The 22,203-nt window shown below is 64.9% G+C and carries 21 protein-coding genes; 10 read left to right on the top strand and 11 right to left on the bottom strand.

Annotation, left to right across the window (positions count from 1 at the left end; translation table 11 throughout):
* Positions 1-32: 32 nt before the first annotated feature.
* The 5 genes from AC07Y9_RS07590 to AC07Y9_RS07610 all read right to left on the bottom strand — a co-directional run bounded on the left by AC07Y9_RS07590 (position 33) and on the right by AC07Y9_RS07610 (position 6,601).
* Positions 33-1,235, bottom strand: a complete 1,203-nt coding sequence (locus tag AC07Y9_RS07590) for a 3-oxoadipyl-CoA thiolase (protein WP_102680679.1) — start codon at positions 1,233-1,235, stop codon at positions 33-35.
* 35 nt (positions 1,236-1,270) lie between these two features.
* On the bottom strand, positions 1,271-2,797 hold the full coding sequence (locus tag AC07Y9_RS07595) for a 3-hydroxyacyl-CoA dehydrogenase (protein WP_102680680.1): 1,527 nt from the start codon (positions 2,795-2,797) through the stop codon (positions 1,271-1,273).
* A complete protein-coding gene (locus AC07Y9_RS07600) occupies positions 2,794-3,588 on the bottom strand; it encodes an enoyl-CoA hydratase (protein ID WP_102680681.1) in 795 nt (264 codons plus the stop codon). The genes AC07Y9_RS07595 and AC07Y9_RS07600 overlap by 4 nt, the downstream gene beginning before the upstream one ends.
* Before the next feature lie 71 nt (positions 3,589-3,659).
* A complete protein-coding gene (locus tag AC07Y9_RS07605; RefSeq protein ID WP_102680682.1) occupies positions 3,660-4,847 on the bottom strand; it encodes a CaiB/BaiF CoA transferase family protein in 1,188 nt (395 codons plus the stop codon).
* A gap of 32 nt (positions 4,848-4,879) precedes the next feature.
* Positions 4,880-6,601, bottom strand: coding sequence for an acyl-CoA dehydrogenase family protein (locus AC07Y9_RS07610; RefSeq protein ID WP_102680683.1), 1,722 nt, complete (start codon positions 6,599-6,601; stop codon positions 4,880-4,882).
* Between the two features lie 112 nt (positions 6,602-6,713).
* Here AC07Y9_RS07610 and AC07Y9_RS07615 point away from each other — a divergent pair, with 112 nt between their 5' ends.
* The 4 genes from AC07Y9_RS07615 (at position 6,714) to ntrC (ending at position 12,099) form a co-directional block, all read left to right on the top strand.
* The gene (locus AC07Y9_RS07615) at positions 6,714-7,613 is read left to right on the top strand and encodes a LysR family transcriptional regulator (protein WP_102680684.1); all 900 of its coding nucleotides are present in this window, start codon (positions 6,714-6,716) and stop codon (positions 7,611-7,613) included.
* A gap of 196 nt (positions 7,614-7,809) precedes the next feature.
* Entirely contained in the window at positions 7,810-9,222 is a 1,413-nt protein-coding gene (locus AC07Y9_RS07620) for an MFS transporter (RefSeq protein WP_102680685.1), read from the top strand.
* 358 nt (positions 9,223-9,580) lie between these two features.
* On the top strand, positions 9,581-10,666 hold the full coding sequence (glnL, locus tag AC07Y9_RS07625; protein ID WP_009041766.1) for a nitrogen regulation protein NR(II): 1,086 nt from the start codon (positions 9,581-9,583) through the stop codon (positions 10,664-10,666).
* Positions 10,663-12,099: a nitrogen regulation protein NR(I) gene (gene ntrC / locus AC07Y9_RS07630; protein ID WP_007929941.1), complete on the top strand. Its 1,437-nt coding sequence runs from the start codon at positions 10,663-10,665 to the stop codon at positions 12,097-12,099. Before glnL ends, ntrC begins: the two co-directional genes overlap by 4 nt.
* Positions 12,100-12,909: 810 nt before the next feature.
* Here the strand turns inward: ntrC and AC07Y9_RS07635 are convergent.
* Complete coding sequence (locus tag AC07Y9_RS07635) at positions 12,910-13,350, bottom strand: hypothetical protein (protein ID WP_102680686.1); 441 nt, start codon at positions 13,348-13,350, stop codon at positions 12,910-12,912.
* Between AC07Y9_RS07635 and trmL the strand changes: the two genes are divergently transcribed.
* Both trmL and AC07Y9_RS07645 read left to right on the top strand, forming a co-directional pair.
* Positions 13,349-13,804, top strand: coding sequence for a tRNA (uridine(34)/cytosine(34)/5-carboxymethylaminomethyluridine(34)-2'-O)-methyltransferase TrmL (gene trmL, locus AC07Y9_RS07640; RefSeq protein ID WP_102680687.1), 456 nt, complete (start codon positions 13,349-13,351; stop codon positions 13,802-13,804). The two genes, AC07Y9_RS07635 and trmL, sit on opposite strands and share 2 nt — an antisense overlap.
* 9 nt (positions 13,805-13,813) lie before the next feature.
* Positions 13,814-13,963: a hypothetical protein gene (locus tag AC07Y9_RS07645; RefSeq protein ID WP_155500330.1), complete on the top strand. Its 150-nt coding sequence runs from the start codon at positions 13,814-13,816 to the stop codon at positions 13,961-13,963.
* Here the strand turns inward: AC07Y9_RS07645 and secB are convergent.
* From secB to AC07Y9_RS07660, 3 genes are read right to left on the bottom strand one after another with little or no spacing between them, the layout of a single operon-like run.
* Positions 13,957-14,439, bottom strand: a complete 483-nt coding sequence (gene secB / locus AC07Y9_RS07650) for a protein-export chaperone SecB (RefSeq protein WP_007930826.1) — start codon at positions 14,437-14,439, stop codon at positions 13,957-13,959. The two genes, AC07Y9_RS07645 and secB, sit on opposite strands and share 7 nt — an antisense overlap.
* A 56-nt stretch (positions 14,440-14,495) precedes the next feature.
* Positions 14,496-14,750, bottom strand: a complete 255-nt coding sequence (gene grxC / locus AC07Y9_RS07655) for a glutaredoxin 3 (RefSeq protein ID WP_007930824.1) — start codon at positions 14,748-14,750, stop codon at positions 14,496-14,498.
* A 1-nt stretch (position 14,751) separates the two neighbouring features.
* A complete protein-coding gene (locus tag AC07Y9_RS07660) occupies positions 14,752-15,165 on the bottom strand; it encodes a rhodanese-like domain-containing protein (RefSeq protein WP_007930821.1) in 414 nt (137 codons plus the stop codon).
* Positions 15,166-15,316: 151 nt separating this feature from the next.
* Here AC07Y9_RS07660 and gpmI point away from each other — a divergent pair, with 151 nt between their 5' ends.
* From gpmI to AC07Y9_RS07680, 4 genes are all read left to right on the top strand, one after another.
* Complete coding sequence (gpmI, locus tag AC07Y9_RS07665) at positions 15,317-16,846, top strand: 2,3-bisphosphoglycerate-independent phosphoglycerate mutase (protein ID WP_087089697.1); 1,530 nt, start codon at positions 15,317-15,319, stop codon at positions 16,844-16,846.
* 136 nt (positions 16,847-16,982) lie between these two features.
* Positions 16,983-18,269, top strand: coding sequence for a murein hydrolase activator EnvC family protein (locus AC07Y9_RS07670; protein WP_102680688.1), 1,287 nt, complete (start codon positions 16,983-16,985; stop codon positions 18,267-18,269).
* 31 nt (positions 18,270-18,300) lie between these two features.
* Positions 18,301-19,611, top strand: coding sequence for a S41 family peptidase (locus tag AC07Y9_RS07675; protein ID WP_009041761.1), 1,311 nt, complete (start codon positions 18,301-18,303; stop codon positions 19,609-19,611).
* A gap of 166 nt (positions 19,612-19,777) precedes the next feature.
* On the top strand, positions 19,778-20,536 hold the full coding sequence (locus AC07Y9_RS07680) for a divergent polysaccharide deacetylase family protein (protein WP_102680689.1): 759 nt from the start codon (positions 19,778-19,780) through the stop codon (positions 20,534-20,536).
* A 72-nt stretch (positions 20,537-20,608) separates the two neighbouring features.
* On the opposite strand, the gene AC07Y9_RS07685 is transcribed toward AC07Y9_RS07680, so the two are convergent.
* Together AC07Y9_RS07685 and hisF are read right to left on the bottom strand one after the other, a co-directional pair.
* Complete coding sequence (locus AC07Y9_RS07685; protein ID WP_102680690.1) at positions 20,609-21,364, bottom strand: substrate-binding periplasmic protein; 756 nt, start codon at positions 21,362-21,364, stop codon at positions 20,609-20,611.
* 63 nt (positions 21,365-21,427) lie between these two features.
* The gene (gene hisF, locus AC07Y9_RS07690) at positions 21,428-22,198 is read right to left on the bottom strand and encodes an imidazole glycerol phosphate synthase subunit HisF (protein ID WP_007921812.1); all 771 of its coding nucleotides are present in this window, start codon (positions 22,196-22,198) and stop codon (positions 21,428-21,430) included.
* Positions 22,199-22,203 lie beyond the last annotated feature (5 nt).

The raw sequence follows: 22,203 nt of genomic DNA on the forward strand, positions 1-22,203 counted from the left end.
GGCGCGCAACAACGCCGAGCGGTAGATCCGCCTCAGGCGCGCTCGATCACCATGGCCACGCCTTGGCCCACGCCCACGCACAGGCTGACCACGGCGTAACGCTGGTTGTTGCGTTGCAAGGTGCGGCAGGCGCTCAACACCAGCCGGGCGCCGGACGCACCCAGTGGGTGGCCGATGGCGATGGCGCCGCCATTGGGGTTGACCCGCGGATCGTCGAAATCCAGGTCCAGGGCCTTGAGGCAAGCCAGCACCTGTGGCGCGAATGCCTCGTTGATCTCGACCAGGTCGAGCTGCTCCAGGCCGATGCGGGCGCGCTGCAGCGCCAGCAGAATCGCCCTGTGCGGGCCGATGCCCATAAACTGCGGCTCCACGCCGACCGAGGCCGACGAGAGGATTCGCGCCATGGGCGCGACCCCATGTTGCCTCCCGATCTCACGGCTGCCGAGCAGCAACACCGCCGCGCCATCGTTGATCCCTGAAGCGTTGCCGGCGGTCACCACGCCCTCCGCGAACAGCGTCGGCAAGCGCGACAGGGCCGCCAGGTCGGAGCCGGGGCGCGGATGTTCGTCATCACAGACGGTCGAGGCCGGGCCCTTGCGCCCGGCCGTCACCTCGACGGCCATGATCTCGCCGTCCAGCACCCCGGCCAGCAAGGCTGCCTGGTAACGCGCCTGGGAAGCGGCGGCGAAGCGATCGGCGTCCTCGCGGCTGATGGCATAGAGTCGGGCCAGGTTATCGCCGGTCTCGGGCATGCTGTGGTTGCCATAGCGCTCCACCAGCCGCGGGTTGGCGAAACGCGCGCCGATGGTGCTGTCGGCCACGTCCAGGCTTCGGCTGTAGGCACTCTCGGCCTTGGCCATGATGAAGGGCGCCCGGGACATGCTCTCGACCCCGCCGGCCAGGTACAGCCGGCCTTCGCCGCAGGTGATCGCCCGGGCCGCGTCGATCACCGCCGACAGGCCGCTGGCACACAGGCGGTTGACCGTCTGCCCGGGTACGCGCCAAGGCAGCCCGGCGCTGAGCAAGGCATTGCGCGCCAGGTTGCGGCTGTCCTCGCCGGCCTGGTTGGTACACCCGAGGATCACCTCTTCCAGCGCCTCGGCCGGTAGCCCCGAGGTTTCCAGCAAACGCACCAGCAACGGCCCCACCAGGTCGTCCGGGCGCACGCTGGCGAGGCTGCCGCCATGCCGGCCGAAGGGGGTGCGCAAGCCGCTGTAGATATAGGCATCGAGCATGAAAGGACTCTCGCAGCAGTAGGGATCGGCAGGCCTCAGGCCGGCAGCGGGTTTTCCGGCTGGCGCAGGGACAGGCCCAGCAGGGCCCGACGGCGCAACCAGCCGCTGGGGCGATAACGCGGGTCGCCCGTGAGTGCGTGCAGGCGCTCGAGGATATGCAGCAGGCGCTCGGGGCCCAGTTGGTCGCCCCACTCCAGCGGCCCCAGCGGATAGCCGAGACCCAGGCGTACCGCCGCGTCGATATCGGCCACCGAGGCGATGCCCTGCTGGGCGATATCGCAGGCCAGGTTGACGATCGACGCCAGGGTGCGCTGGACGATGAAGCCGCAGCTGTCGCGGATCATCGTCACCGTGCCGCCATCGGCGCTGAACAGCGCGTGGGCGGCGTGCTGCATGTCTTCGCGGGTCGCCGGGTTGAGCATCAGGCAGCGCTGGCTGTCGAGCGCGGTCAGGGTGTCGATCGCCACGGTGCGCGACGGGTCCGTGGCATGGCGCAGGGCCGCCTCGGTGGCGTCATCGCCCAGTGGCGCCACCAGGCACAAGGCCGAGGTGGAAGGTCGCAGGCCGTTCTCGACCTGGGCCCCCAGGCGTTCGAGCAGGTCCAGCAGACGCAGCCGGCCGACCTCGTCGTCGGCAACGATCCACACCGGCGGCAGTGCCACGCAGTGGGGCACCGCCTGTGGCGGGCGCCGCGTATCGCCTGGCTCGTCGTAGAGGTAGAAGCCCTGCCCGCTCTTGCGCCCCAGGTGCCCACCCGCCAGCATCAGCCGCAGCACGGGATGCGGCCGATAACGCGGCTCCTCATAGAACTGCCGGTAGACCGACTCCATCACCGGCACGCTGACATCCAGGCCGATCAGGTCGAGCAGCTCGAACGGCCCCATGGCGAAACCGGCGCTGTCGCGCAGCAGCGTATCGATCAGCCACGCCGGGGCCACGCCCTCGCTGAGGATGCGCAGCGCCTCGGTGCCAAACGCCCGCCCGGCATGGTTGACGATAAAACCGGGAGAATCCTTGGCCCGCGCCGGGTAGTAGCCGATGGCGCGCACCAGTTCCTGCAAGCGAGCGCCGACGCTGGTGGCAAGGCCGTCGATCACCTCGACAATGCGCATCCGCGGCACTGGATTGAAAAAGTGCAGGCCGGCGACGCGCTCTGGATGGCGGCAAACCGAGGCAATCGCGGTGATCGACAGCGACGAGGTATTGCTCGCCAGGATCGCGCTCGGCGCCAGCACCTCTTCCAGTTGCCGAAACAGCTGCTGCTTGGCCTCCAGGTCCTCGACTATCGCCTCGATCACCAGTTGGCAGTCATGCAGCGCTTGCAGGCTGTCGACCACTTCCAGGTTGAGCATGGCCGCCGCGGCGTCCTGCGGGGTGATGCGGGCCTTCTCGATCTGCTGGGCGAAGATCGTCGCCAGCTGTTCCCGGGCCGTGCCCGCGGCCCCCGGGCGCGCATCGAACAAAAATACCTTGAGCCCGGCCATGGCCAGGACCTGGGCGATACCCCGGCCCATGGCTCCGGTGCCGACCAGGCCGATGCGTTGCAATGGTTGTGTGGTCATTTCCCCTGGTACTCCGGTTTGCGTTTCTCAAGAAAGGCCTGCATGCCTTCGCGTTGGTCATGGGAGCCGAACAGCAGCTGGAAAGCCTTGCGCTCCAGCACCAACGCCTGCTCCAACGGCAGGTCCATGCCGGCCAGCACCACCTCCTTGATCTGCGCCACGGCCAGCGGCGGCATGCCGGCGATTCTGGCGGCCAGGGCCAGGGCTCGCGGCAGGGTTTCGCTGTCCGCCACCACCTCGCTGACTAGGCCCAGGCGCAGCGCCTCGTCGGCCGGGACCTGGCAGCCGGTGAGCAGCAGGCGCAGCGCCTGGAACTTGCCGATGGCGCGCAGCAGGCGCTGGGTGCCCCCTGCCCCGGGCATCACCCCGACCTTGATTTCCGGCTGGGCAAAACGCGCCGAGTGGCCGGCGACGATCAGGTCGCAATGCATCGCCAACTCGCAGCCACCGCCCAGGGCGTAGCCATTCACCGCGGCGATGACCGGCTTGCGGCACGCCGAGATGGCTTGCCAGTGGCGCTCGGCATGCCGGGCATAGAGTTGCAGCGCGCTGGCGTTCACCAGCTCGCTGAGGTCGGCGCCGGCGGCAAACACCGTATCGCCGCCGGTGAGCACCACGACCCGGGTATCCGGGCAGCTATCCAGACGGCGAAAGTGCTCGGCCAACTCCTCGCGCAGCGCCATGTTCAGCGCGTTGAGGGCCTGCGGGCGGTTCAGCCGCAGCAGCGCCACGCCCGGCGCGGGGCGCTCCAGCAGGACCAGGGGTTGAGGGCTAACGGACTCGGAATTCATGGAGTCTCCTGATGCAGATAGGAACCTGAGAAGTGCGCCAGAGGCCCGGCCGGGACTCTGGGCGCAGCCCTTCACTCGCGGACGATGCCGTGCTCGAACAGGTTTTCGATCGTCTGGTTGTCGAGGCCCAGGCCTTCAAGAACCTCGCGGGTATTCGCGCCCAATGCCGGCGGAGCACTGCGATAGCTGGCCGGGGTCCGCGACAGCTTCACCGGCGAGCCGACGCCGCGGTAGTCGCCGATCTCCACCAACAGGCCGCGATGCCGGGTATGCGGGTGCTCGACCACCTTGTCGATGGAGGCAATCGAGCCGCAGGGCACGCCCAGGCGGATCAGCCGTTGCGCCAGGGCCGTGCCGTCGTGCTCGGCCAGGCGCGCCTCCAGCGCCTGCTTCAGCGCCTCGCGGTTGACCGAGCGGCAGCCGTTGTCGGCAAAGCGCGGGTCGTCCAGCAAGGCGCCGGCGTCCAGCTGTTCGCACAACTTGGCGAACTGCCGGTCATTGCCGACCGCCAGGAAGATCGGCTCGGTGCCGGTGCGGTAACTGTCGTAGGGGGCGATATTCGGATGGGCGTTGCCGGTGCGCTGCGGGGTCTTGCCGGCGGCGAAATAGTTGGCCAGATGCGGGTGCAGCAGGGACACGCCGCAGTCGTACAGGGTGATGTCGAGGGACTGCCCCAGGCCGCTGCGGTGGCGTTCGTTGAGTGCCAGGAGAATCCCCGCCAGGGCATTGAGCCCGGTGACCATATCGACGATCGGCAGGCCGATGCGCAGCGGGCCGCTGTCGGCTTCGCCGTTCACGCTCATCAGCCCGGCCATTGCCTGGATCACCGCGTCGTAGCCGGGCAGCCCGCCCAGCGGGCCGTCACTGCCAAAACCGGAAACCGCGCAGTGGATCAGCGTCGGGAAACGCTGGCTCAGCACCTCGGCATAACCGATGCCCCAACGCTCCAGGGTGCCGGGCTTGAAGTTCTCCATCAGCACGTCGGCGTCTTCCAGCAGGCGCATCAGCAGCTGGATGCCCGCGGGTCGGGACAGGTCCACGGCGATCCCCTGTTTGTTGCGGTTCACGCCCCTGAAATACGAAGCGTCGGCGCCTTCGAAAGGCGGGCCCCAGCCGCGGGTCTCGTCACCGTTCAGGGGCTCCAGCTTGATCACTTCGGCGCCGTGATCGGCCAAGGCCTGGGAGCAGTAGGGCCCACCCAGCACGCGGCTGAGGTCGATGACTTTCAGGCCGGCCAGGGCCCCTTTTGAATGGTTCATGGCAGTTCTCTGACAAAAATGGACAGGGCCGCTCAGGCCGGCAACAGCTGCATCGCATCGGCTTTCGACAGCGCGCTTTCCTGGGCCAGGAGCGCCAGCAGCTCAGGCTCAATCGATACCTCCGGACGCAGCGGATCACGGGGCAGCAGCTTGTGCTGGAGCAGCAGATGGGCCAGGGCCAGGCGCCGGTAATCGGGGGCCTGGCGGCTCGCTTCCCAGGCCATGAAAATCGCCGTGGCGGTGTGATAAAGGGCACTGCCAGCCAGGCGCACCTGGTCGTCGCGGCGCTCTTGCGCGACCTTTTCGATAGCCGCGACCGCACGCTGCAGGACCGTCTCGAACAGGCGCTGGCTGGCCGCCGGCAGGTCGGCCTCGGCGAGCAGGCCGGCGAGGTAGTGCCGCAGCGGCTCCAGGGCCTGCTCGCGGGTCACGGCGCGGGCGATATCCAGCGCGACGATGTTGCTGGTGCCCTCCCAGATCGAGCCCAGGTGGGCATCGCGCACCAGCCGCGCATCGCTCCACTCCTCGATGTAGCCAACCCCGCCGCGTACTTCCATGGCGTCCCCGGTGACCCGACGCGCATCGCGGCAGGCGCGGAACTTGATCAGCGGGGTGAGGATGCGCACGCACTTGCGCGCCGCCTCGTCGCCGGCATCGGCCTTGGGCAGCAGCGTGGCGATCTGCATGAACATCGAACGGGCCTGCTCGGCGGGCAGCATCATTTTCAGCAGCTGGCGCTGCATCAGCGGCATCTCGATCAGATGGCGGCCAAAGGCCCGGCGCTGGCGGGCGACATACAGCGCCTCATTGATCCCGCGACGCATCAGCCCGGCGGCCCGCACCCCGTTGGACAGGCGCGACATGTTGATCATGTCGGCCATCTGCTGGAAGCCGCGGCCGACTTCGCCGATCAGGTAGGCGGTGGCTCCGTCCAGGCTGATTTCACCGCTGGCCATGGAGCGGCTGCCCAGCTTGTCCTTCAGGCGCAGGATCCGGTAGGCGTTGCGCGAGCCATCGAGGCGGACCTTCGGCAGCAGGAACAGGCTGACCCCCTTCATGCCTTCCGGCGCATCTTCCGGACGGGCCAGGACCATGGCCAGGTCGGCGTCCGGGTTGGAGCAGAACCACTTGTCGCCGAACAGCCGCCATTCGCCGTTCTCCAGGCGCGCGCGGGTTTCGGTGCGCGACACGTCGGAGCCGGCCGCCTGTTCGGTCATGAACATCGCGCCCTGGAACAAGCGGTCGAAATCCCGCGAAGCCAGGGACGGCAGGTAGCGCGCCACCAACTCCGGCGAGCCGAACTTGCGCAGGGTGCGGGTCAGCGAGTCGGTCATGCTCACCGGGCAGCACAGGCCGAACTCGGCCTGCACGAAAAGGAAGGTCAGGGCGTACTTGACCAGCGGCAGCACCGGCTCGGCGCAATGACTCATGGAGGCCAGGCCCAGCTCGGCATACGCCGCGCGCTCCAGGGCGATGAAATCCGGGTGCTTGTAAATGCTCTGCAGGTCTTCGCCACGGCGGGTGCGCGGCCGCAGTTGCGGCGGGTTCTTGTCCGCCGAGAGCGCCAGCACATCCAGCTCGCCACCGGCCCGCGCACCGAGCTGGCGCAAGCTCGGCAACCACTGGGCGTACAGTTGCGGCGCCAGGTAGACCTTGAGCAGGGCCGCCAGCCCGGCGTCGCAATCGAACAGGTTCAGGCCCCGGCTATCGGGGATATTCAAGGTGTCTTGGGCGGGTTCAGGCAGGGCAGTCATGGCGTCTCTCCAGGCTCTTGTGCCCCGAGACTAGAGCCGCCATCGATAAGTATCTAATACAAAATCAATCCACTACGATAAGAAAACCAGATCGTAAAGCGAGGACGCCAGCATGGATCTCAAACAGCTTCGTTACTTCGTCGCGGTCGCCGAAGAGCTGCATTTCGGTCGGGCCGCCGCTCGCCTGTTCATCTCCCAGCCGGCCCTGAGCTTCGACATCAAGAAGCTCGAGAGCCAGCTGGACGTGCAGTTGCTGAGCCGCAACAACAAGTCGGTGAGCCTGACCAACGCCGGCCAGGTGCTGCTCGACGAAGCCCGCTACCTGCTGCTGCGGGCCGAGCAGGCGCGGCGCCTGACCCTGCGTTCGGCCCAGGGTTTCGTCGGTCGGCTGAGCATCGGTTTCGTCAACTCGATCCTGCATCGCGGCCTGCCGCAGGCGGTGAGGACCTTCGAGCAGGATCATCCGGACACCGAGATCGTGCTGATGGAGATGAACAGCGCCGAGCAGGCCCAGGCGCTGCAGCGCGGGCAGATCGATATCGGCTTCGTGCACTGGAGCCACTTTCCCGAGAGCATCCGCGGCGAGCCGGTCCTCGCCGAGCCCTTCCTCTGCTGCATGCCCCAGGGCCACCGGCTGGCGGGCAAGTCGCGCATCGATCTGGCGGAGCTGGCCAACGACGACTTCATCCTGTTCCCACGCAATGTCTCGCCACACTACCACGACCTGATCATCGCGCGCTGCGTGGCGGCCGGGTTCAGCCCGCGTATCCGCCACGAAACCCGGCTGTGGCAAACGGTGGTGACGATGGTGGCGTATGAAATGGGCGTGGCCCTGGTACCGCAGACCCTGGCCGGCACCTGGAAAGAGGGTGTGCATTACTGCGAAATCAGCGGCGACGGGGCGTTGTCCGAGGTCCACGCTATCCGCCATGCCGACAAACCGTCGGCCGCCGCGGAGAGTTTTCTGAGTGTCCTCAAGGCCCTGCAAAAGCCAGTGGCGCCGGGACTTTGAGGGCTGTCGACCATACGAAATCCCGTATCACACAATAAGATTTAATCATTATTTTTTTCATTCCTGCCTGTATAGGCTCCGTGCCGTCGGACCTTGCAAGTACGTGATGCGCCCATTCGTGCAATGAGTATCCGGAGCCGTCGTCAGACGAACCTCCCGCGGCGCAAATAACAATAACAACATGCAGGAATTGAATATGAATGCCGCCCAGCACGCTGCCGCGCACAAGAAAGCCCGCAAGGCGGGAATCGCTTCGTTCATCGGCACGACCATCGAATGGTATGACTTCTACGCCTACGGAATCGCCGCCGCGCTGGTCTTCGGCAAGGTGTTCTTCCCCGCCGACTTGCCTGCGGGCACCGCCACCCTGCTGTCGTTTTTGACCCTCTGGGCCGGCTTCATCGCCCGCCCCATCGGCGGCATCATCTTCGGCCACCTGGGCGACAAGATCGGGCGCAAGACCACCCTGGTAATCACCCTGATCATGATGGGCGTGGCCACCACCTGCATCGGCCTGCTGCCGACCTACCTGCAGATCGGTATCTGGGCGCCGATTGCCCTGGTGGTGCTGCGCATCATCCAGGGCATCGCGGTGGGCGGCGAATGGGGCGGCGCCATCCTCATCGCCAGCGAAAGCGCGCCCAAGGGCAAAGGCATTCTGTATGCGGCCTTCGCCCAGCAGGGCTCGCCGGCTGGCAACCTGCTGGCGACCCTGGTGTTCTTCGGCCTCAGTGCCCTGCCCGCGCCGGACTTTTTGCTGTGGGGCTGGCGCATTCCGTTCCTGCTCTCGGCGGCACTGGTCCTGGTGGGCATGGTGATTCGCCTCAAGCTTGAAGAGTCGGACGACATGAAACGCCTGATCCAGCAGAAAAAGACCGTCAAGCTGCCGATCCTGGAGGTCCTGCGCAAACACTGGCAGATCGTGCTGCTGGGGGCCGGCGTGCTGCCGATCATCCATGTCACCTACTTCAAGAGCACCTTTGCCCTATCCTGGGCCACCAAGGAGCTGGGCTACAGCCAGAGCACCTTTCTCAGCGTGATCGTCATCGCCCTGGTGGTGCAGTTCATCACCCAGCCCCTGGGCGCGGTGCTGGTATCGAGGATGGACATGCGCAAGGCCGTGGTGCTGATGCTGCTGCCGGAGTTCTTCCTGATGCCGGCGATGTTCTTCGCCGTGGAAACCGGCGTCTACTGGATTGCCGTGCTCGGCATGTGCCTGGCCACCGTGCCGCACTCGATGTTCTATGGCGCCGTCGGCGGCATCCTGGCCCGCGCCTTTCCGACCAGGGTGCGCTACAGCGGCCTGTCGATTTCCTACCAGCTCTGTTCCTTGCTGGTGGGCGGCGCCACGCCGGTCCTGGCCCAGGGCATTCTCAACAACACCGGGAGCATTCTCGGCGTGGCCGTCGCCTCCGCTGGCTATGCCCTGGTGTCCCTGGTGTGCATGCTCCTGCTGCTCAAGCGCATCGGCCACAACGCCGCCGACCTGTCCACCGCCGAGCAGGCGGACGCCGACGAACTGGCCCGGGAACCCCGCGCCACGCTACCGGACGAGGAGCCGATCGCGACGCAGCAGGCTATCGACAAGGCCCCACATCCCGCCCACTGAGACGCTATCCGCCGCACACTTCCAGGTCCGCCAGCACGCGGGCCTTTTTGCGTGCGCGGCGAATTCTGGACCAGCGCGCGGCTAGCCATTCTTTAGCGCAGCCTCGGATAAATCGCACTATATTGGTGCATCAAGCTGCACCTGCACCCATCCGCAGCCCATTTTGGTTCGAAAGTACCCAGCGCAGCCGGCAAAACGCTGCGAAATAGAACTTTAAACGTCCGTTTCAGGGCTCGAGCGCTTCTTTTCGGAGCCTTGGTTTGGTTTTTGCATTTTCTCGATACCAGCGCCTTATTCGCGCGCGCAATCCTGGGCCGGCCCGGGATTGCCTTGTTTCAAAAGAGGTCAACATTTACCCATGACCATCAGCGATCAACTGCACCGCTTGCTACTCGACAACCTGACCACCGCGACCATCCTGCTCAACGCCGACCTGCGCCTTGAGTACATGAACCCGGCGGCGGAGATGTTGTTGGCCATCAGTGGCCAGCGCAGCCATGGGCAATTCATCAGCGAACTGTTCACCGAGTCGGCCGAAGCCCTGAGTTCCCTGCGCCAGGCGGTGGAACAGGCGCACCCGTTCACCAAGCGCGAAGCCATGCTCACCGCGCTGACCGGCCAGACCCTGACCGTGGACTACGCGGTGACGCCGATCCTGAGCAATGGCGACACCCTGCTGTTGCTGGAAGTCCACCCCCGTGACCGCCTGCTGCGGATCACCAAGGAAGAGGCCCAGCTGTCCAAGCAGGAAACCAGCAAGATGCTGGTGCGCGGCCTGGCCCACGAGATCAAGAACCCCCTCGGCGGGATTCGCGGCGCCGCCCAGTTGCTGGCCCGCGAACTGCCGGACGAGAACCTCAAGGACTACACCAACGTCATCATCGAAGAGGCCGACCGCCTGCGGAACCTGGTGGACCGCATGCTCGGCTCCAACAAGCTGCCGTCGCTGGCGATGTGCAACGTGCACGAAGTGCTGGAGCGCGTGAGCAGCCTGGTGGAAGCCGAAAGCCAGGGCTGCATCACCCTGGTGCGCGACTACGACCCGAGCATTCCCGATGTGTTGATCGACCGCGAGCAGATGATCCAGGCGGTGCTGAACATCGTGCGCAACGCGATGCAGGCCATCAGCAGCCAGAACGAGCTGCGCCTGGGCCGCATCAGCCTGCGCACCCGCACCATGCGCCAGTTCACCATCGGCCATGTGCGCCACCGCCTGGTGACCAAGATCGAGATCATCGACAACGGCCCGGGGATCCCCGCGGAACTCCAGGAAACCATCTTCTTCCCCATGGTCAGCGGCCGTCCGGACGGTACCGGGCTGGGCCTGGCCATTACCCAGAACATCATCAGCCAGCACCAGGGCCTGATCGAGTGTGACAGCCATCCCGGCCACACCACGTTCTCGATCTTTCTGCCACTGGAACAAGGAGCCCCATCGACATGAGCCGTAGTGAAACCGTGTGGATCGTCGATGACGACCGTTCTATCCGTTGGGTTCTGGAGAAAGCCTTGCAACAGGAAGGCATGACCACCCAGAGCTTCGATAGCGCCGATGGTGTGATGAGTCGCCTGGCCCGCCAGCAACCGGACGTGATCATCTCCGACATCCGCATGCCCGGCGCCAGTGGCCTGGACCTGCTGGCGCGGATCCGCGAGCAGCACCCGCGCCTGCCGGTGATCATCATGACTGCGCACTCCGACCTGGACAGCGCTGTCGCCTCCTATCAGGGCGGCGCCTTCGAGTACCTGCCCAAGCCGTTCGATGTCGACGAAGCGGTGTCCCTGGTCAAGCGCGCCAACCAGCACGCCCAGGAGCAGCAGGGCCTGGAAGTGATCCCGGCGCTGGCCCGCACCCCGGAAATCATCGGTGAAGCGCCGGCGATGCAGGAGGTGTTCCGCGCCATCGGTCGCCTCAGCCACTCCAACATCACCGTGCTGATCAACGGTGAGTCCGGTACCGGTAAAGAGCTGGTGGCCCACGCCCTGCACCGCCACAGCCCGCGAGCGGCTTCGCCGTTCATCGCGCTGAACATGGCGGCGATCCCCAAGGACCTGATGGAATCCGAGCTGTTCGGCCATGAAAAAGGCGCCTTCACCGGCGCGGCCAACCTGCGGCGCGGGCGCTTCGAACAGGCCGACGGCGGCACCCTGTTCCTCGACGAGATCGGCGACATGCCGGCCGACACCCAGACCCGCCTGCTGCGGGTGCTGGCCGACGGCGAGTTCTACCGGGTTGGCGGGCATACGCCGGTCAAGGTCGACGTGCGCATCATCGCCGCGACCCACCAGAACCTGGAAACCCTGGTGCACGCCGGCAAGTTCCGCGAGGACCTGTTCCACCGCCTGAACGTGATCCGCATCCATATCCCGCGCCTGTCGGACCGTCGCGAAGACATCCCGACCCTGGCCAAGCACTTCCTCAGCCGCGCCGCCCAGGAGCTGGCCGTCGAGCCCAAGCTGCTGAAAAGCGAGACCGAGGAATACCTGAAGAACCTGCCGTGGCCCGGCAACGTGCGCCAGCTGGAGAACACCTGCCGCTGGATCACCGTGATGGCTTCGGGTCGCGAGGTGCACATCAGCGACCTGCCGCCGGAGCTGCTGAGCCTGCCCCAGGATTCGGCACCGGTGACCAACTGGGAGCAGGCCCTGCGCCAGTGGGCCGACCAGGCCCTGGCACGCGGCCAGTCGAGCCTGCTGGACAGCGCGGTGCCGAGTTTCGAGCGGATCATGATCGAGACCGCCCTCAAGCACACCGCCGGCCGCCGCCGCGACGCCGCCGTGCTGCTGGGCTGGGGCCGCAACACCCTGACGCGCAAGATCAAGGAGTTGGGGATGAAGGTCGACGGCGGGGATGACGACGACAGCGACGAGGGCTGAGCCGCGTAACCCCCTGTAGCCGCTGCCGCAGGCTGCGATAAGGCCGAAGGCCTTCAGCGATCTTGAGATCCTGCGCGCCCTTCGGTCGCGAGCGCAGCCTTCGGCAGCGGCTACAGTGCAAGGCATTCGAGCTGTGCCGAATGACAGATCCAATCGCGGGCAAGCCTCGCTCCTACAGATGAAGGTGTTCTGTAGGAGCGAGGCTTGCCCGCGAAGCTTTTTGTGCACCGCAATGGTGAGCCTGCACTGCCCGAATGCGCGGCTGGACCTGGGATTTCCCCATGGGCGATCTCTTTTTTTCTCGCAAAAACATATCCGCAAAACGGCGAAAGCCCCGTAAACCGGGGCTTTCAGCTTTTCTTGAAAATTCGCTTAACCGTTTAAGCCGAAATTGGCACGCCCCCTGCAAAGACAAGATCATGAGTGCAGTCACTCACCCGTTTTGGGGACCTTGGTACAGGCAGGCCGAGAATCCCCTTCTTTACACCCGGAACCCATACCGCTCGCAGCGACGGGTTCCACCCGGTTTGGGGAACCCTGGTACAGGCAGGCCAGGGATTCCCTCTTTAACACCCGGGCTCATCACGCTCACAGCGACGAGCCCCACCCGTTTCGGGAACCTTGGTACAGGCAGGCCGGGGATTCCCTCTTTACACCGGGCCCAGCGCAATCAGCGCGGCCCTCACGCTTTTGGGAACCTTGGTACAGGCAGGCCGGGGCTTCCCCTCTTTACACCAGGCCCGGCGCAATCAGCGCCCAGCCCTCACGCTTTTGGGGACCTTGGTACAGGCAGGCCGGGAATCCCCTCTTTTATTCCTCGCGCAGCCGGATCTCCAGGCGCCAGCGCCCGTCGACCTCGCTGCCCGACCACTCGGCGTGCAGCGCTCTTGCTGCGACCACGTTCAGCAGCAACCCTTCCTCAGCCGCCCGCACCCGCCAGTTGGCATCCTTGTCGTTGATCTTCAACTGACCCTTCTGCGCTCGCCCCTCGGCTTCGAACAACAGCGCCACGGCCCCGTCGATGTGCTCGCCATGAACCTTGGGCTCGTTGTTGAACCACACCACCAGGGCATTGGGCCGAGCCTGCACTTCCTGCAATTCGGTGGGGTCCGGCGTGGTGAGGCGACCGATCATCAACCCGACCATCAAGCCAAAGATCGCCAGCGAGCCGAATACCCGCAGCATTAGCTTCGGCCGGACGTCCGCTTCAGGCGTAGAATGCGGCCTGTCTTTTTCTTCGGAGCCGTGCATGTTTCACGTCATCCTTTTTCAACCAGAAATTCCGCCGAATACCGGCAACGTAATCAGGCTGTGCGCCAATAGCGGCTGCCACCTGCATTTGATCGAACCGCTGGGTTTCGAAATGGACGACAAGCGCCTGCGCCGGGCCGGCCTCGACTACCACGAGTACGCCACCCTGCAGCGCCATACCGACCTCGCCAGCTGTCTTGAAAGCCTAGGCCATCCGCGCCTGTTCGCCTTCACCACCAAGGGCTCGCGACCTTTCCACGACGCCAGCTTCGCCGAGGGCGATGCCTTCCTGTTCGGCCCGGAAAGCCGTGGCCTACCCGCCGAGGTACTGGACGCCCTGCCCGCCGAACAACGCCTGCGCCTGCCCATGCGCGAAGGCTGCCGCAGCCTGAACCTGTCCAACACCGTGGCGGTGGCCGTCTACGAAGCCTGGCGCCAGCTGGGGTTCAAGTAGGAGCGAAGCTTGCTCGCGATGAACGATAACGCAGTGCTTCAGACGTTTCGCGTCGGCCCCATCGCGGGCAAGCCTCGCTCCTACCCGAATGTTTCGCCCGAGCATGAAAAAAGCGCCTTTAACGGCGCTTTTTTCATGCTCGGGCAAAGCTCTTACTGAACGGTGCCTTCACCGGCCGCCTGCAGGCGTTGCAGCTCTTGCGCGTACAGCGCGTCGAAGTTCACCGGAGCCAGCATCAGGGCCGGGAACGAACCGCGGGTCACCAGGCTGTCCAGCGCTTCGCGAGCGTACGGGAACAGGATGTTCGGGCAGAACGCGCCCAGGGTGTGGCTCATCGAAGCGTCGTCCAGGTTCTTGATCAGGAAGATACCGGCCTGTTGCACTTCGGCGATGAACGCCACTTCGTCGCCGTTCTTCACGGTGACCGACAGGGTCAGCACGACTTCGTGGAAACCTTCTTCCAGCGCCTTCTGACGGGTGTTCAGGTCCAGGCCGACGCTCGGCTCCCACTGCTGGCGGAAGATCGCCGGGCTTTTCGGAGCTTCGAAAGACAGGTCACGCACATAGATACGCTGCAGCGAGAATTGCGGTGCGGATTCGTCTTCGGTCGCAGCGGTGTTCTGTTGGTCAGTCATCTCAGATCCTTCTTGATCTCGGGGTCATGTAGGGTTTGCTGAACTTGGGTGGTCAGTCAGGCCGCGAGCAGCGCGTCGAGCTTGCCGGCGCGCTCCAGGGCGAACAGATCGTCACAACCGCCCACATGGGTGCTGCCGATCCAGATCTGCGGCACGGACGTGCGCCCGGCCTTCTGGGCCATTTCGGCGCGAACCTGCGGCTTGCCGTCGACCTTGATCTCTTCGAAGGCTACGCCTTTGTTCTCGAGCAGGTACTTGGCCCGCGAGCAGTAGGGGCAGTAATCGCTGGAATAGACGACGACGGCAGCCATATCACTTCACCAGCGGCAGGTTGTCGGCTTTCCAGCTGCCAACGCCGCCGGACAGCTTGGCGGCGGTGAAGCCGGACTTCATCAGCTCGCGAGCGTGGGTGCCGGCGTGCTGACCCAGGGCGTCGACCAGAATGATGGTCTTGGCCTTGTGCTTTTCCAACTCGCCCACGCGGGCGGCCAGTTTGTCTTGAGGGATGTTCAACGCGCCGACGATATGGCCCGCGGCGAAGTCCTTGGTCGGACGGATATCGATCACCACGCCCTGCTCGCTGTTCACCAGCGCGGTCAGTTCACGGGTGCTGAGGCTGCGGCCGCCGCGGCTCAACTCGTGAGCGATCAACAGAGCCAGCAAGATGACGAAGGCGCCGACGAGCAAGTAGTGTTCAGTGGCGAATTGAATCAGGTGAGCAACCATCAAGGAGGTTCCAGGGCGTTAAAATGTCGGCCAGTATACACAGCCCTCCGGGTCGGCCAAACCCCGCCCGGCGGTGACGCCACCGGAACTTCGCTTTAAACTGCCACTCCCTTTTTCCAACATTCTCCCAATCCAGCCACGAGTGGAATCTATGACTACCACGCCTAAACCTTTGGTCCTGATGATTCTGGATGGCTTCGGTCACAGCGAGAGCCACGAATCCAACGCTATCTATGCAGCCAAGAAGCCGGTCCTCGACCGCCTGTGCGCCAGCGTGCCGAACGGCCTGATCTCGGGTTCGGGCATGGATGTCGGCCTGCCGGACGGCCAGATGGGCAACTCCGAAGTCGGCCACATGAACCTCGGCGCCGGCCGCGTGGTGTACCAGGATTTCACCCGTGTCACCAAAGCCATCCGCGATGGCGAGTTCTTCGAGAATCCGACCATTTGCGCCGCCGTGGATAAAGCCGTGGCCGCCGGCAAGGCCGTGCATATCCTCGGCCTGCTATCCGATGGCGGCGTGCACAGCCACCAGGACCATCTGGTGGCCATGGCCGAACTGGCCTTCAAGCGTGGCGCCGAGAAGATCTACCTGCACGCCTTCCTCGACGGCCGCGACACCCCGCCGAAAAGCGCCACTTCGTCGATCGAACTGCTGGATGAAACCTTCAAGACCCTGGGCAAGGGCCGCATCGCCAGCCTGGTCGGCCGCTACTTCGCCATGGACCGCGACAACCGCTGGGACCGCGTGGCCCAGGCCTACAACCTGATCGTCGACGGCAAGGGCGAATTCAACGCCGCCACCGCCCAGGAAGGCCTGCAAGCCGCCTACGAGCGTGGCGAGAGCGACGAATTCGTCAAGGCCACTACCCTCGGCGAGCCGGTGAAAGTCGAAGACGGCGACGCCGTGGTGTTCATGAACTTCCGCGCCGACCGCGCCCGCGAGCTGAGCCGGGTATTCGTCGAGGACGGTTTCAAGGAATTCGAGCGCGCCCGCCAGCCGAAACTGGCCGGTTTCGTCATGCTGACCCAGTACGCGGCAAGCATTCCGGCCCCTTCGGCCTTTGCCCCGGGCAGCCTGGAAAACGTGCTGGGCGATTACCTGGCGAAAAACGGCAAGACCCAGCTGCGCATCGCCGAAACCGAAAAATACGCCCACGTGACCTTCTTCTTCTCCGGCGGCCGCGAAGAGCCGTTCCCGGGCGAAGAACGCATCCTGATCCCGTCGCCGAAAGTCGCCACCTACGACCTGCAGCCGGAGATGAGCGCGCCGGAAGTCACCGACCGGATCGTCGACGCCATCGAAAACCAGCGCTACGACGTGATCGTGGTCAACTACGCCAACGGCGACATGGTCGGCCACAGCGGCGTGTTCGACGCGGCAGTCAAGGCCGTCGAATGCCTGGACCTGTGCGTCGGCCGCATCGTCGATGCCCTGGAAAAGGTCGGCGGCGAAGCCCTGATCACCGCCGACCACGGCAACGTCGAGCAGATGTCCGACGCTTCCACCGGCCAGGCCCACACCGCCCACACCAGCGAGCCGGTACCCTTCATCTATGTGGGCAAGCGTGACCTGAAAGTCCGTGAAGGCGGAGTCCTGGCCGACGTGGCGCCGACCATGCTGAAACTGCTGGGCCTGCCGCAGCCCGCGGAAATGACTGGCACTTCGATACTGGTCTGATATCAAAAAGACCGAATAATGGGCCGCAAACGGCTTTTTATGACGAACGCCTCAAAGCAGTTGGCTTTGAGGCGTTTTTTTTGCAGCGAGGGGCGGGCATACTAGGCCGTCCCTTTCCCTGGTGTCGCCCGCCTCTATGCTTCGCGCCCTGATTACCCTTGCTCTGATCTGCCTGCTCCAACCGGCCTTCGCCGACGAGCGCGCGCAAACCCAACAGCAGTTGGACGCCACGCGTCAGGATATTGCCGAGCTGAAAAAGCTGCTGGGCAAGCTGCAGGAAGAAAAATCCGGCGTGCAGAAAGACCTGCGCGGCACCGAAACCGAGATGGGCAAGCTGGAAAAGCAGGTCGATGCCCTGCAGAAAGAGCTGAAGAAAAGCGAATCCGAGCTGCAGCGACTCGATGAGGAGAAAAAAAAACTCCAGAGCGCGCGCGTTGAACAGCAACGACTGATCGCCATCCAGGCCCGCGCGGCCTACCAGAACGGCCGTCAGGAGTACCTCAAGCTGCTGCTCAACCAGCAGAACCCGGAAAAATTCGCCCGCACACTCACCTATTACGACTATCTGAGCCAGGCCCGCCTGGAGCAGCTGAAGAATTTCAACGAGACCCTGCGCCAGCTGGCCAATGTCGAAAAGGAAATCTCCCTGCAGCAAGCCCAGCTGCTGGTGCAGAAAAGCAGCCTCGACACCCAGCGCGAAGAACTCGACAAGGTCCGCAAGGAACGCCAGATGGCCCTGGCCAAGCTCAATGACGACGTGAAGGCCCGTGGTGACAAGCTCAAGGCCCGCGAACAGGACCAGGCCGATCTGGGCAAGGTCCTGAAAACCATCGAGGAAACCCTGGCCCGCCAGGCCCGCGAGGCAGAGGAAGCGCGACAGAAAGCGCTGATCGCCCAGCAGGAAGCCGAAAAAAAGCGTTTGCGTGAGGCCCAGGCCAGTGCCGACGAGAGCCCGAGCAAGCCGCCCCGAGCGACGCCCGGCCCCTTGGTTTCCAGCGCAGGCGCCTCCTATGGAGGCCCTTTTGCTTCATCCCGGGGAAAACTTCCATGGCCGGTTGATGGTCGACTGCTGGCGCGCTTCGGCGAAAGCCGCGGCGACGATGCCCGGACCAAGTGGGACGGGGTGATGATCAGCGCCTCGGCCGGCAGCCAGGTGCATGCCGTCCATGGCGGCCGTGTAGTGTTCGCCGACTGGTTGCGCGGCGCCGGCCTGCTGGTGATCCTCGACCATGGCAACGGCTACTTGAGCCTCTACGGACACAACCAGACGCTGCTTAAAGAAGCGGGCGATATCGTCAAGGCCGGCGAGTCCATCTCCACTGTCGGTAGCAGTGGCGGACAGGGCGCGCCTGCACTGTACTTCGCTATTCGCCAGCAGGGTCGCCCAAGCGACCCGGCACAATGGTGCCGCGCGCAAGGATAAGCGCGCCATCTCATTCAGGAGTTCGTTCGACATGCTGCATTTGTCCCGCCTCACCTCGCTGGCCCTGACGATCGCTCTGGTGATCGGTGCGCCCCTGGCGTTCGCCGCCGAAACCGCTCAGTCGGCAGCCGCCACGACCACCAAGGCGCCATTGCCGCTCGAAGAGCTGCGCACCTTCGCCGAGGTCATGGACCGGATCAAGGCCGCCTATGTCGAACCCGTCGACGACAAGACCCTGCTGGAAAACGCCATCAAGGGCATGCTCAGCAACCTCGACCCGCATTCGGCCTACCTCGGCCCTGAAGACTTCGCCGAGCTGCAGGAAAGCACCAGCGGCGAGTTCGGCGGCCTGGGCATCGAAGTCGGCGCCGAGGACGGCATCATCAAGGTGGTGTCGCCGATCGACGACACTCCGGCGTCCAAGGCCGGCATCCAGGCCGGCGACCTGATCGTCAAGATCAACGGCCAGCCGACCCGCGGCCAGAGCATGACCGAAGCCGTGGACAAGATGCGCGGCAAGATCGGCCAGAAGATCACCCTGACCCTGGTACGCGACGGCGGTGCGCCGTTCGACGTGACCCTGGCCCGCGCCACCATCCAGGTGAAGAGCGTGAAGAGCCAGCTGCTGGAGTCGGGCTACGGCTACATCCGCATCACCCAGTTCCAGGTCAAGACCGGCGAGGAAGTCTCCAAGGCCCTGGCCAAGCTGCGCAAGGACAATGGCAAGAAACTCAACGGCATCATCCTCGATTTGCGCAACAACCCGGGCGGCGTGCTGCAATCGGCGGTGGAAGTGGTCGACCACTTCATCACCAAGGGCCTGATCGTCTACACCAAGGGCCGCATCGCCAACTCCGAGCTGCGCTTCTCCGCCACCGGCAAGGACGAAAGCGAAGCGGTGCCGATGGTGGTACTGATCAACGGTGGCAGCGCCTCGGCTTCGGAGATCGTCGCCGGCGCCCTGCAGGACCAGAAACGCGCGGTGCTGATGGGCACCACCAGCTTCGGCAAGGGCTCGGTGCAAACCGTGCTGCCGCTGAACAACGACCGTGCGCTGAAGATCACCACCGCGCTGTACTTCACGCCGAACGGCCGTTCGATCCAGGCCCAGGGCATCGTGCCGGACATCGAGGTGCGCCGCGCCAAGATCACCAGCGAAGCGCAGGACAACGAGTACTTCAAGGAAGCCGACCTGCAAGGTCACCTGGGCAATGGCAACGGCGGCGCCGACAAGCCGACCGCTTCCGGCAGCAAGCCCAAGCCGATGCCACAGGACGACGACTACCAGTTGGCCCAGGCCCTCAGCCTGCTCAAGGGCTTGAGCATCACCCGCAGCAAGTGATGGAAGCCATCGCGAGCAAGCCCGCCGCCTCCTCTGCAGGAGCGAAGCTTGCTCGCGATAGCGCCCTGATGACCGCCACACCCCGCCAAGGCTTTACCCGAACCCTATGCTTCAAATCCCCATGATCAACCAACGCCAACCCCTCCCACGGTTGCCGTGGAGGCTCATGATCGGGCTTCTGTGCCTCCTCGCCTTCACCTCGACCCAGGCCGCCGAGCCCGCCCCGCGCAAGGCCTACCTGAGCCTGATCATCGACGACCTCGGGCAGAACCTGCCCCGCGATCGCCGCGTACTCGCCCTGCCCGGCCCGGTGACCACGGCGATCATGCCCGACACGCCCCACGCCGCCGAGTTCGCCCGCGAAGCCCATCGCGCCGGCAAGATCGTCATCCTGCACATGCCCATGGACCCGGCCACCGGGCCCTTCGCCTGGCACCCCGAGCTGCCCATCGAAGAGCTGGAAAAGCGCCTCAACGCCGCCTTCAAGGCCGTGCCCTACACCAGCGGCATCAACAACCACATGGGCAGCCGCATGACCTCCCAGCCCCAGGCCATGGCCTGGCTGATGGGCGAGTTGCAGCGCCGCCACAAGTTCTTTGTCGACAGCCGCACCAGCGCCAAGACCGTGGCCGCCGCCGAGGCGCAGAAGATCGGCCTGGCCAGCGTGTCCCGCGATGTGTTCCTCGACGACGAACGCACCGAAGCGGCGATCGGCACCCAGTTGCAGACCGCGATCAACCTCGCGCGCAAGCAGGGTTCGGCGGTGGTGATCGGCCATCCCTACCCGCAGACCCTGGCCGTGCTCGAACGCGAACTGCCCAGGCTCAAGGCCCAGGGCATCGACTGGATCGATATCAAGTTGATGATCAGCGTGCGCAGTAACAAGGCCATGGTCGGGCACGGCAAGGATGGGGTCTATCGGTGAAGCAGCTGCAAGCCTCAAGCTGCAAGCTTCAAGTCACTTGCAGCTCCAAGCTTGCAGCTTGCGGCTGCCCTTCTACAGATAACGCCCCATGATTTCTTCCACCACGCCTTCCTCGCGCAGTTGATCCAGTGCCGCCTGCAGCCGGGCGACGGTCTCGTCCGAGACTTCTTTGTTCAGCGCCAGGTACAGCTGGGCGCTGTGGAAGCGCAGCACGGTCTTGAGCCCGGTCACGCCTTCCTGCCTGGCCAGATAGCGCCCGGCGGGGTCGCCAGTGGCCCATAGGTCGATCTGGCCGCCAACCAGCTTCCTGGCATTGTCCTGGTCCCTCAGCACCACCAGCGGCTTGAGTCCTTGCTTGGCCAGGGTCTCGGCAATGGCGTCGCCCTTGTAGGCGCCAATCCGGTATTTGCGCGCCTGCTCCAGGGATTGCAGGGCGATCTTGCTGTCGTCCCGGGCCAGCATGATCCAGTCATCCGGGCCGATGGGGCCGACCCATTTGAACAGCGGCTCCCGGTCCGGCAGCCGCGCCATGACAAACACGCCATACCCCGGCTGCTCCAGGGCGAGCTTGTAGATGCGCTCCCAGGGAAAACGCAGAGTCAGGCTGTAATTGATCCCGGCACGCTTGAACATTTCGCGGACGATATCCACGGCGATACCGTTGATATTCTCGCCCTGGGCGAAGTTCTTGCCGTTCTTGGCCATGTTGTAGGGGGGGAAGTTTTCCGTCAGCAGCACCAGGGAGGTGCCTGGCGTTTGTGCTGCGCGAGCGCCTGCGGCGAAGAGGACCGAAGCGCTGGCAAGAACAAGAAGAAGACGTTTGAACATGACGGGCTACCGGAATCCATGGCGTGCCCAAGAGTGCCGCGAGCCCGCCATGCTGTCCAGTGGCTACCGCACGACGATGCCGCGGTGCGCCATATAAGCCTTGGCTTCCGGAACCGTGTACTCGCCGAAGTGGAAGATGCTCGCCGCCAGTACCGCGCTGGCGTGGCCTTCGAGGATGCCGTCGGCCAGGTGCTGCAGGTTACCGACCCCGCCCGAGGCGATCACCGGAATGCCCAGGGCATCGCTGATGGCGCGGGTCACACCCAGGTCGAAGCCGTTCTTCATGCCGTCCTGGTCCATGCTGGTCAGCAGGATTTCGCCGGCGCCCAGGCCTTCCATCTTCTTCGCCCACTCCACCGCGTCCAGCCCGGTGGGTTTGCGCCCGCCGTGGGTGAAGATCTCCCAGCGCGGGGTTTCGCCCGGCCCGGACACCTTCTTCGCATCGATGGCGACGACGATGCACTGCGAGCCGAAATGCTGCGCCGCTTCGCCGACGAACTCGGGGTTGAACACCGCCGCGGTGTTGATCGAGACCTTGTCCGCCCCGGCGTTGAGCAGGTTGCGGATGTCCTGCACGGTGCGCACGCCACCGCCCACGGTCAGCGGGATGAACACCTGGCTGGCCATGCGCTCGACGGTATGCAGCGTGGTGTCGCGGCCATCGACGCTGGCGGTGATGTCGAGAAAGGTAATCTCGTCCGCGCCCTGCTCGTCGTAGCGACGGGCGATTTCCACCGGGTCGCCGGCATCGCGGATGTTCTCGAACTTGACGCCCTTGACCACCCGGCCGTTGTCCACGTCCAGGCAAGGGATGATGCGTTTAGCCAGCGCCATGGTGA

It is taken from the genome of Pseudomonas sp. GW456-L12, assembly GCF_059424045.1.

What these genes read in the sequence shown, in the direction of transcription:
- AC07Y9_RS07590 (WP_102680679.1), bottom strand. Translation starts at nt 1,235, where the DNA reads ATGCTCGATGCCTATATCTACAGCGGCTTGCGCACCCCCTTCGGCCGG.
- AC07Y9_RS07595 (WP_102680680.1), bottom strand. Translation starts at nt 2,797, where the DNA reads ATGACCACACAACCATTGCAACGCATCGGCCTGGTCGGCACCGGAGCC.
- AC07Y9_RS07600 (WP_102680681.1), bottom strand. Translation starts at nt 3,588, where the DNA reads ATGAATTCCGAGTCCGTTAGCCCTCAACCCCTGGTCCTGCTGGAGCGC.
- AC07Y9_RS07605 (WP_102680682.1), bottom strand. Translation starts at nt 4,847, where the DNA reads ATGAACCATTCAAAAGGGGCCCTGGCCGGCCTGAAAGTCATCGACCTC.
- AC07Y9_RS07610 (WP_102680683.1), bottom strand. Translation starts at nt 6,601, where the DNA reads ATGACTGCCCTGCCTGAACCCGCCCAAGACACCTTGAATATCCCCGAT.
- AC07Y9_RS07615 (WP_102680684.1), top strand. Translation starts at nt 6,714, where the DNA reads ATGGATCTCAAACAGCTTCGTTACTTCGTCGCGGTCGCCGAAGAGCTG.
- AC07Y9_RS07620 (WP_102680685.1), top strand. Translation starts at nt 7,810, where the DNA reads ATGAATGCCGCCCAGCACGCTGCCGCGCACAAGAAAGCCCGCAAGGCG.
- glnL (WP_009041766.1), top strand. Translation starts at nt 9,581, where the DNA reads ATGACCATCAGCGATCAACTGCACCGCTTGCTACTCGACAACCTGACC.
- ntrC (WP_007929941.1), top strand. Translation starts at nt 10,663, where the DNA reads ATGAGCCGTAGTGAAACCGTGTGGATCGTCGATGACGACCGTTCTATC.
- trmL (WP_102680687.1), top strand. Translation starts at nt 13,349, where the DNA reads ATGTTTCACGTCATCCTTTTTCAACCAGAAATTCCGCCGAATACCGGC.
- AC07Y9_RS07635 (WP_102680686.1), bottom strand. Translation starts at nt 13,350, where the DNA reads ATGCACGGCTCCGAAGAAAAAGACAGGCCGCATTCTACGCCTGAAGCG.
- secB (WP_007930826.1), bottom strand. Translation starts at nt 14,439, where the DNA reads ATGACTGACCAACAGAACACCGCTGCGACCGAAGACGAATCCGCACCG.
- grxC (WP_007930824.1), bottom strand. Translation starts at nt 14,750, where the DNA reads ATGGCTGCCGTCGTCGTCTATTCCAGCGATTACTGCCCCTACTGCTCG.
- AC07Y9_RS07660 (WP_007930821.1), bottom strand. Translation starts at nt 15,165, where the DNA reads ATGGTTGCTCACCTGATTCAATTCGCCACTGAACACTACTTGCTCGTC.
- gpmI (WP_087089697.1), top strand. Translation starts at nt 15,317, where the DNA reads ATGACTACCACGCCTAAACCTTTGGTCCTGATGATTCTGGATGGCTTC.
- AC07Y9_RS07670 (WP_102680688.1), top strand. Translation starts at nt 16,983, where the DNA reads ATGCTTCGCGCCCTGATTACCCTTGCTCTGATCTGCCTGCTCCAACCG.
- AC07Y9_RS07675 (WP_009041761.1), top strand. Translation starts at nt 18,301, where the DNA reads ATGCTGCATTTGTCCCGCCTCACCTCGCTGGCCCTGACGATCGCTCTG.
- AC07Y9_RS07680 (WP_102680689.1), top strand. Translation starts at nt 19,778, where the DNA reads ATGATCGGGCTTCTGTGCCTCCTCGCCTTCACCTCGACCCAGGCCGCC.
- AC07Y9_RS07685 (WP_102680690.1), bottom strand. Translation starts at nt 21,364, where the DNA reads ATGTTCAAACGTCTTCTTCTTGTTCTTGCCAGCGCTTCGGTCCTCTTC.
- hisF (WP_007921812.1), bottom strand. Translation starts at nt 22,198, where the DNA reads ATGGCGCTGGCTAAACGCATCATCCCTTGCCTGGACGTGGACAACGGC.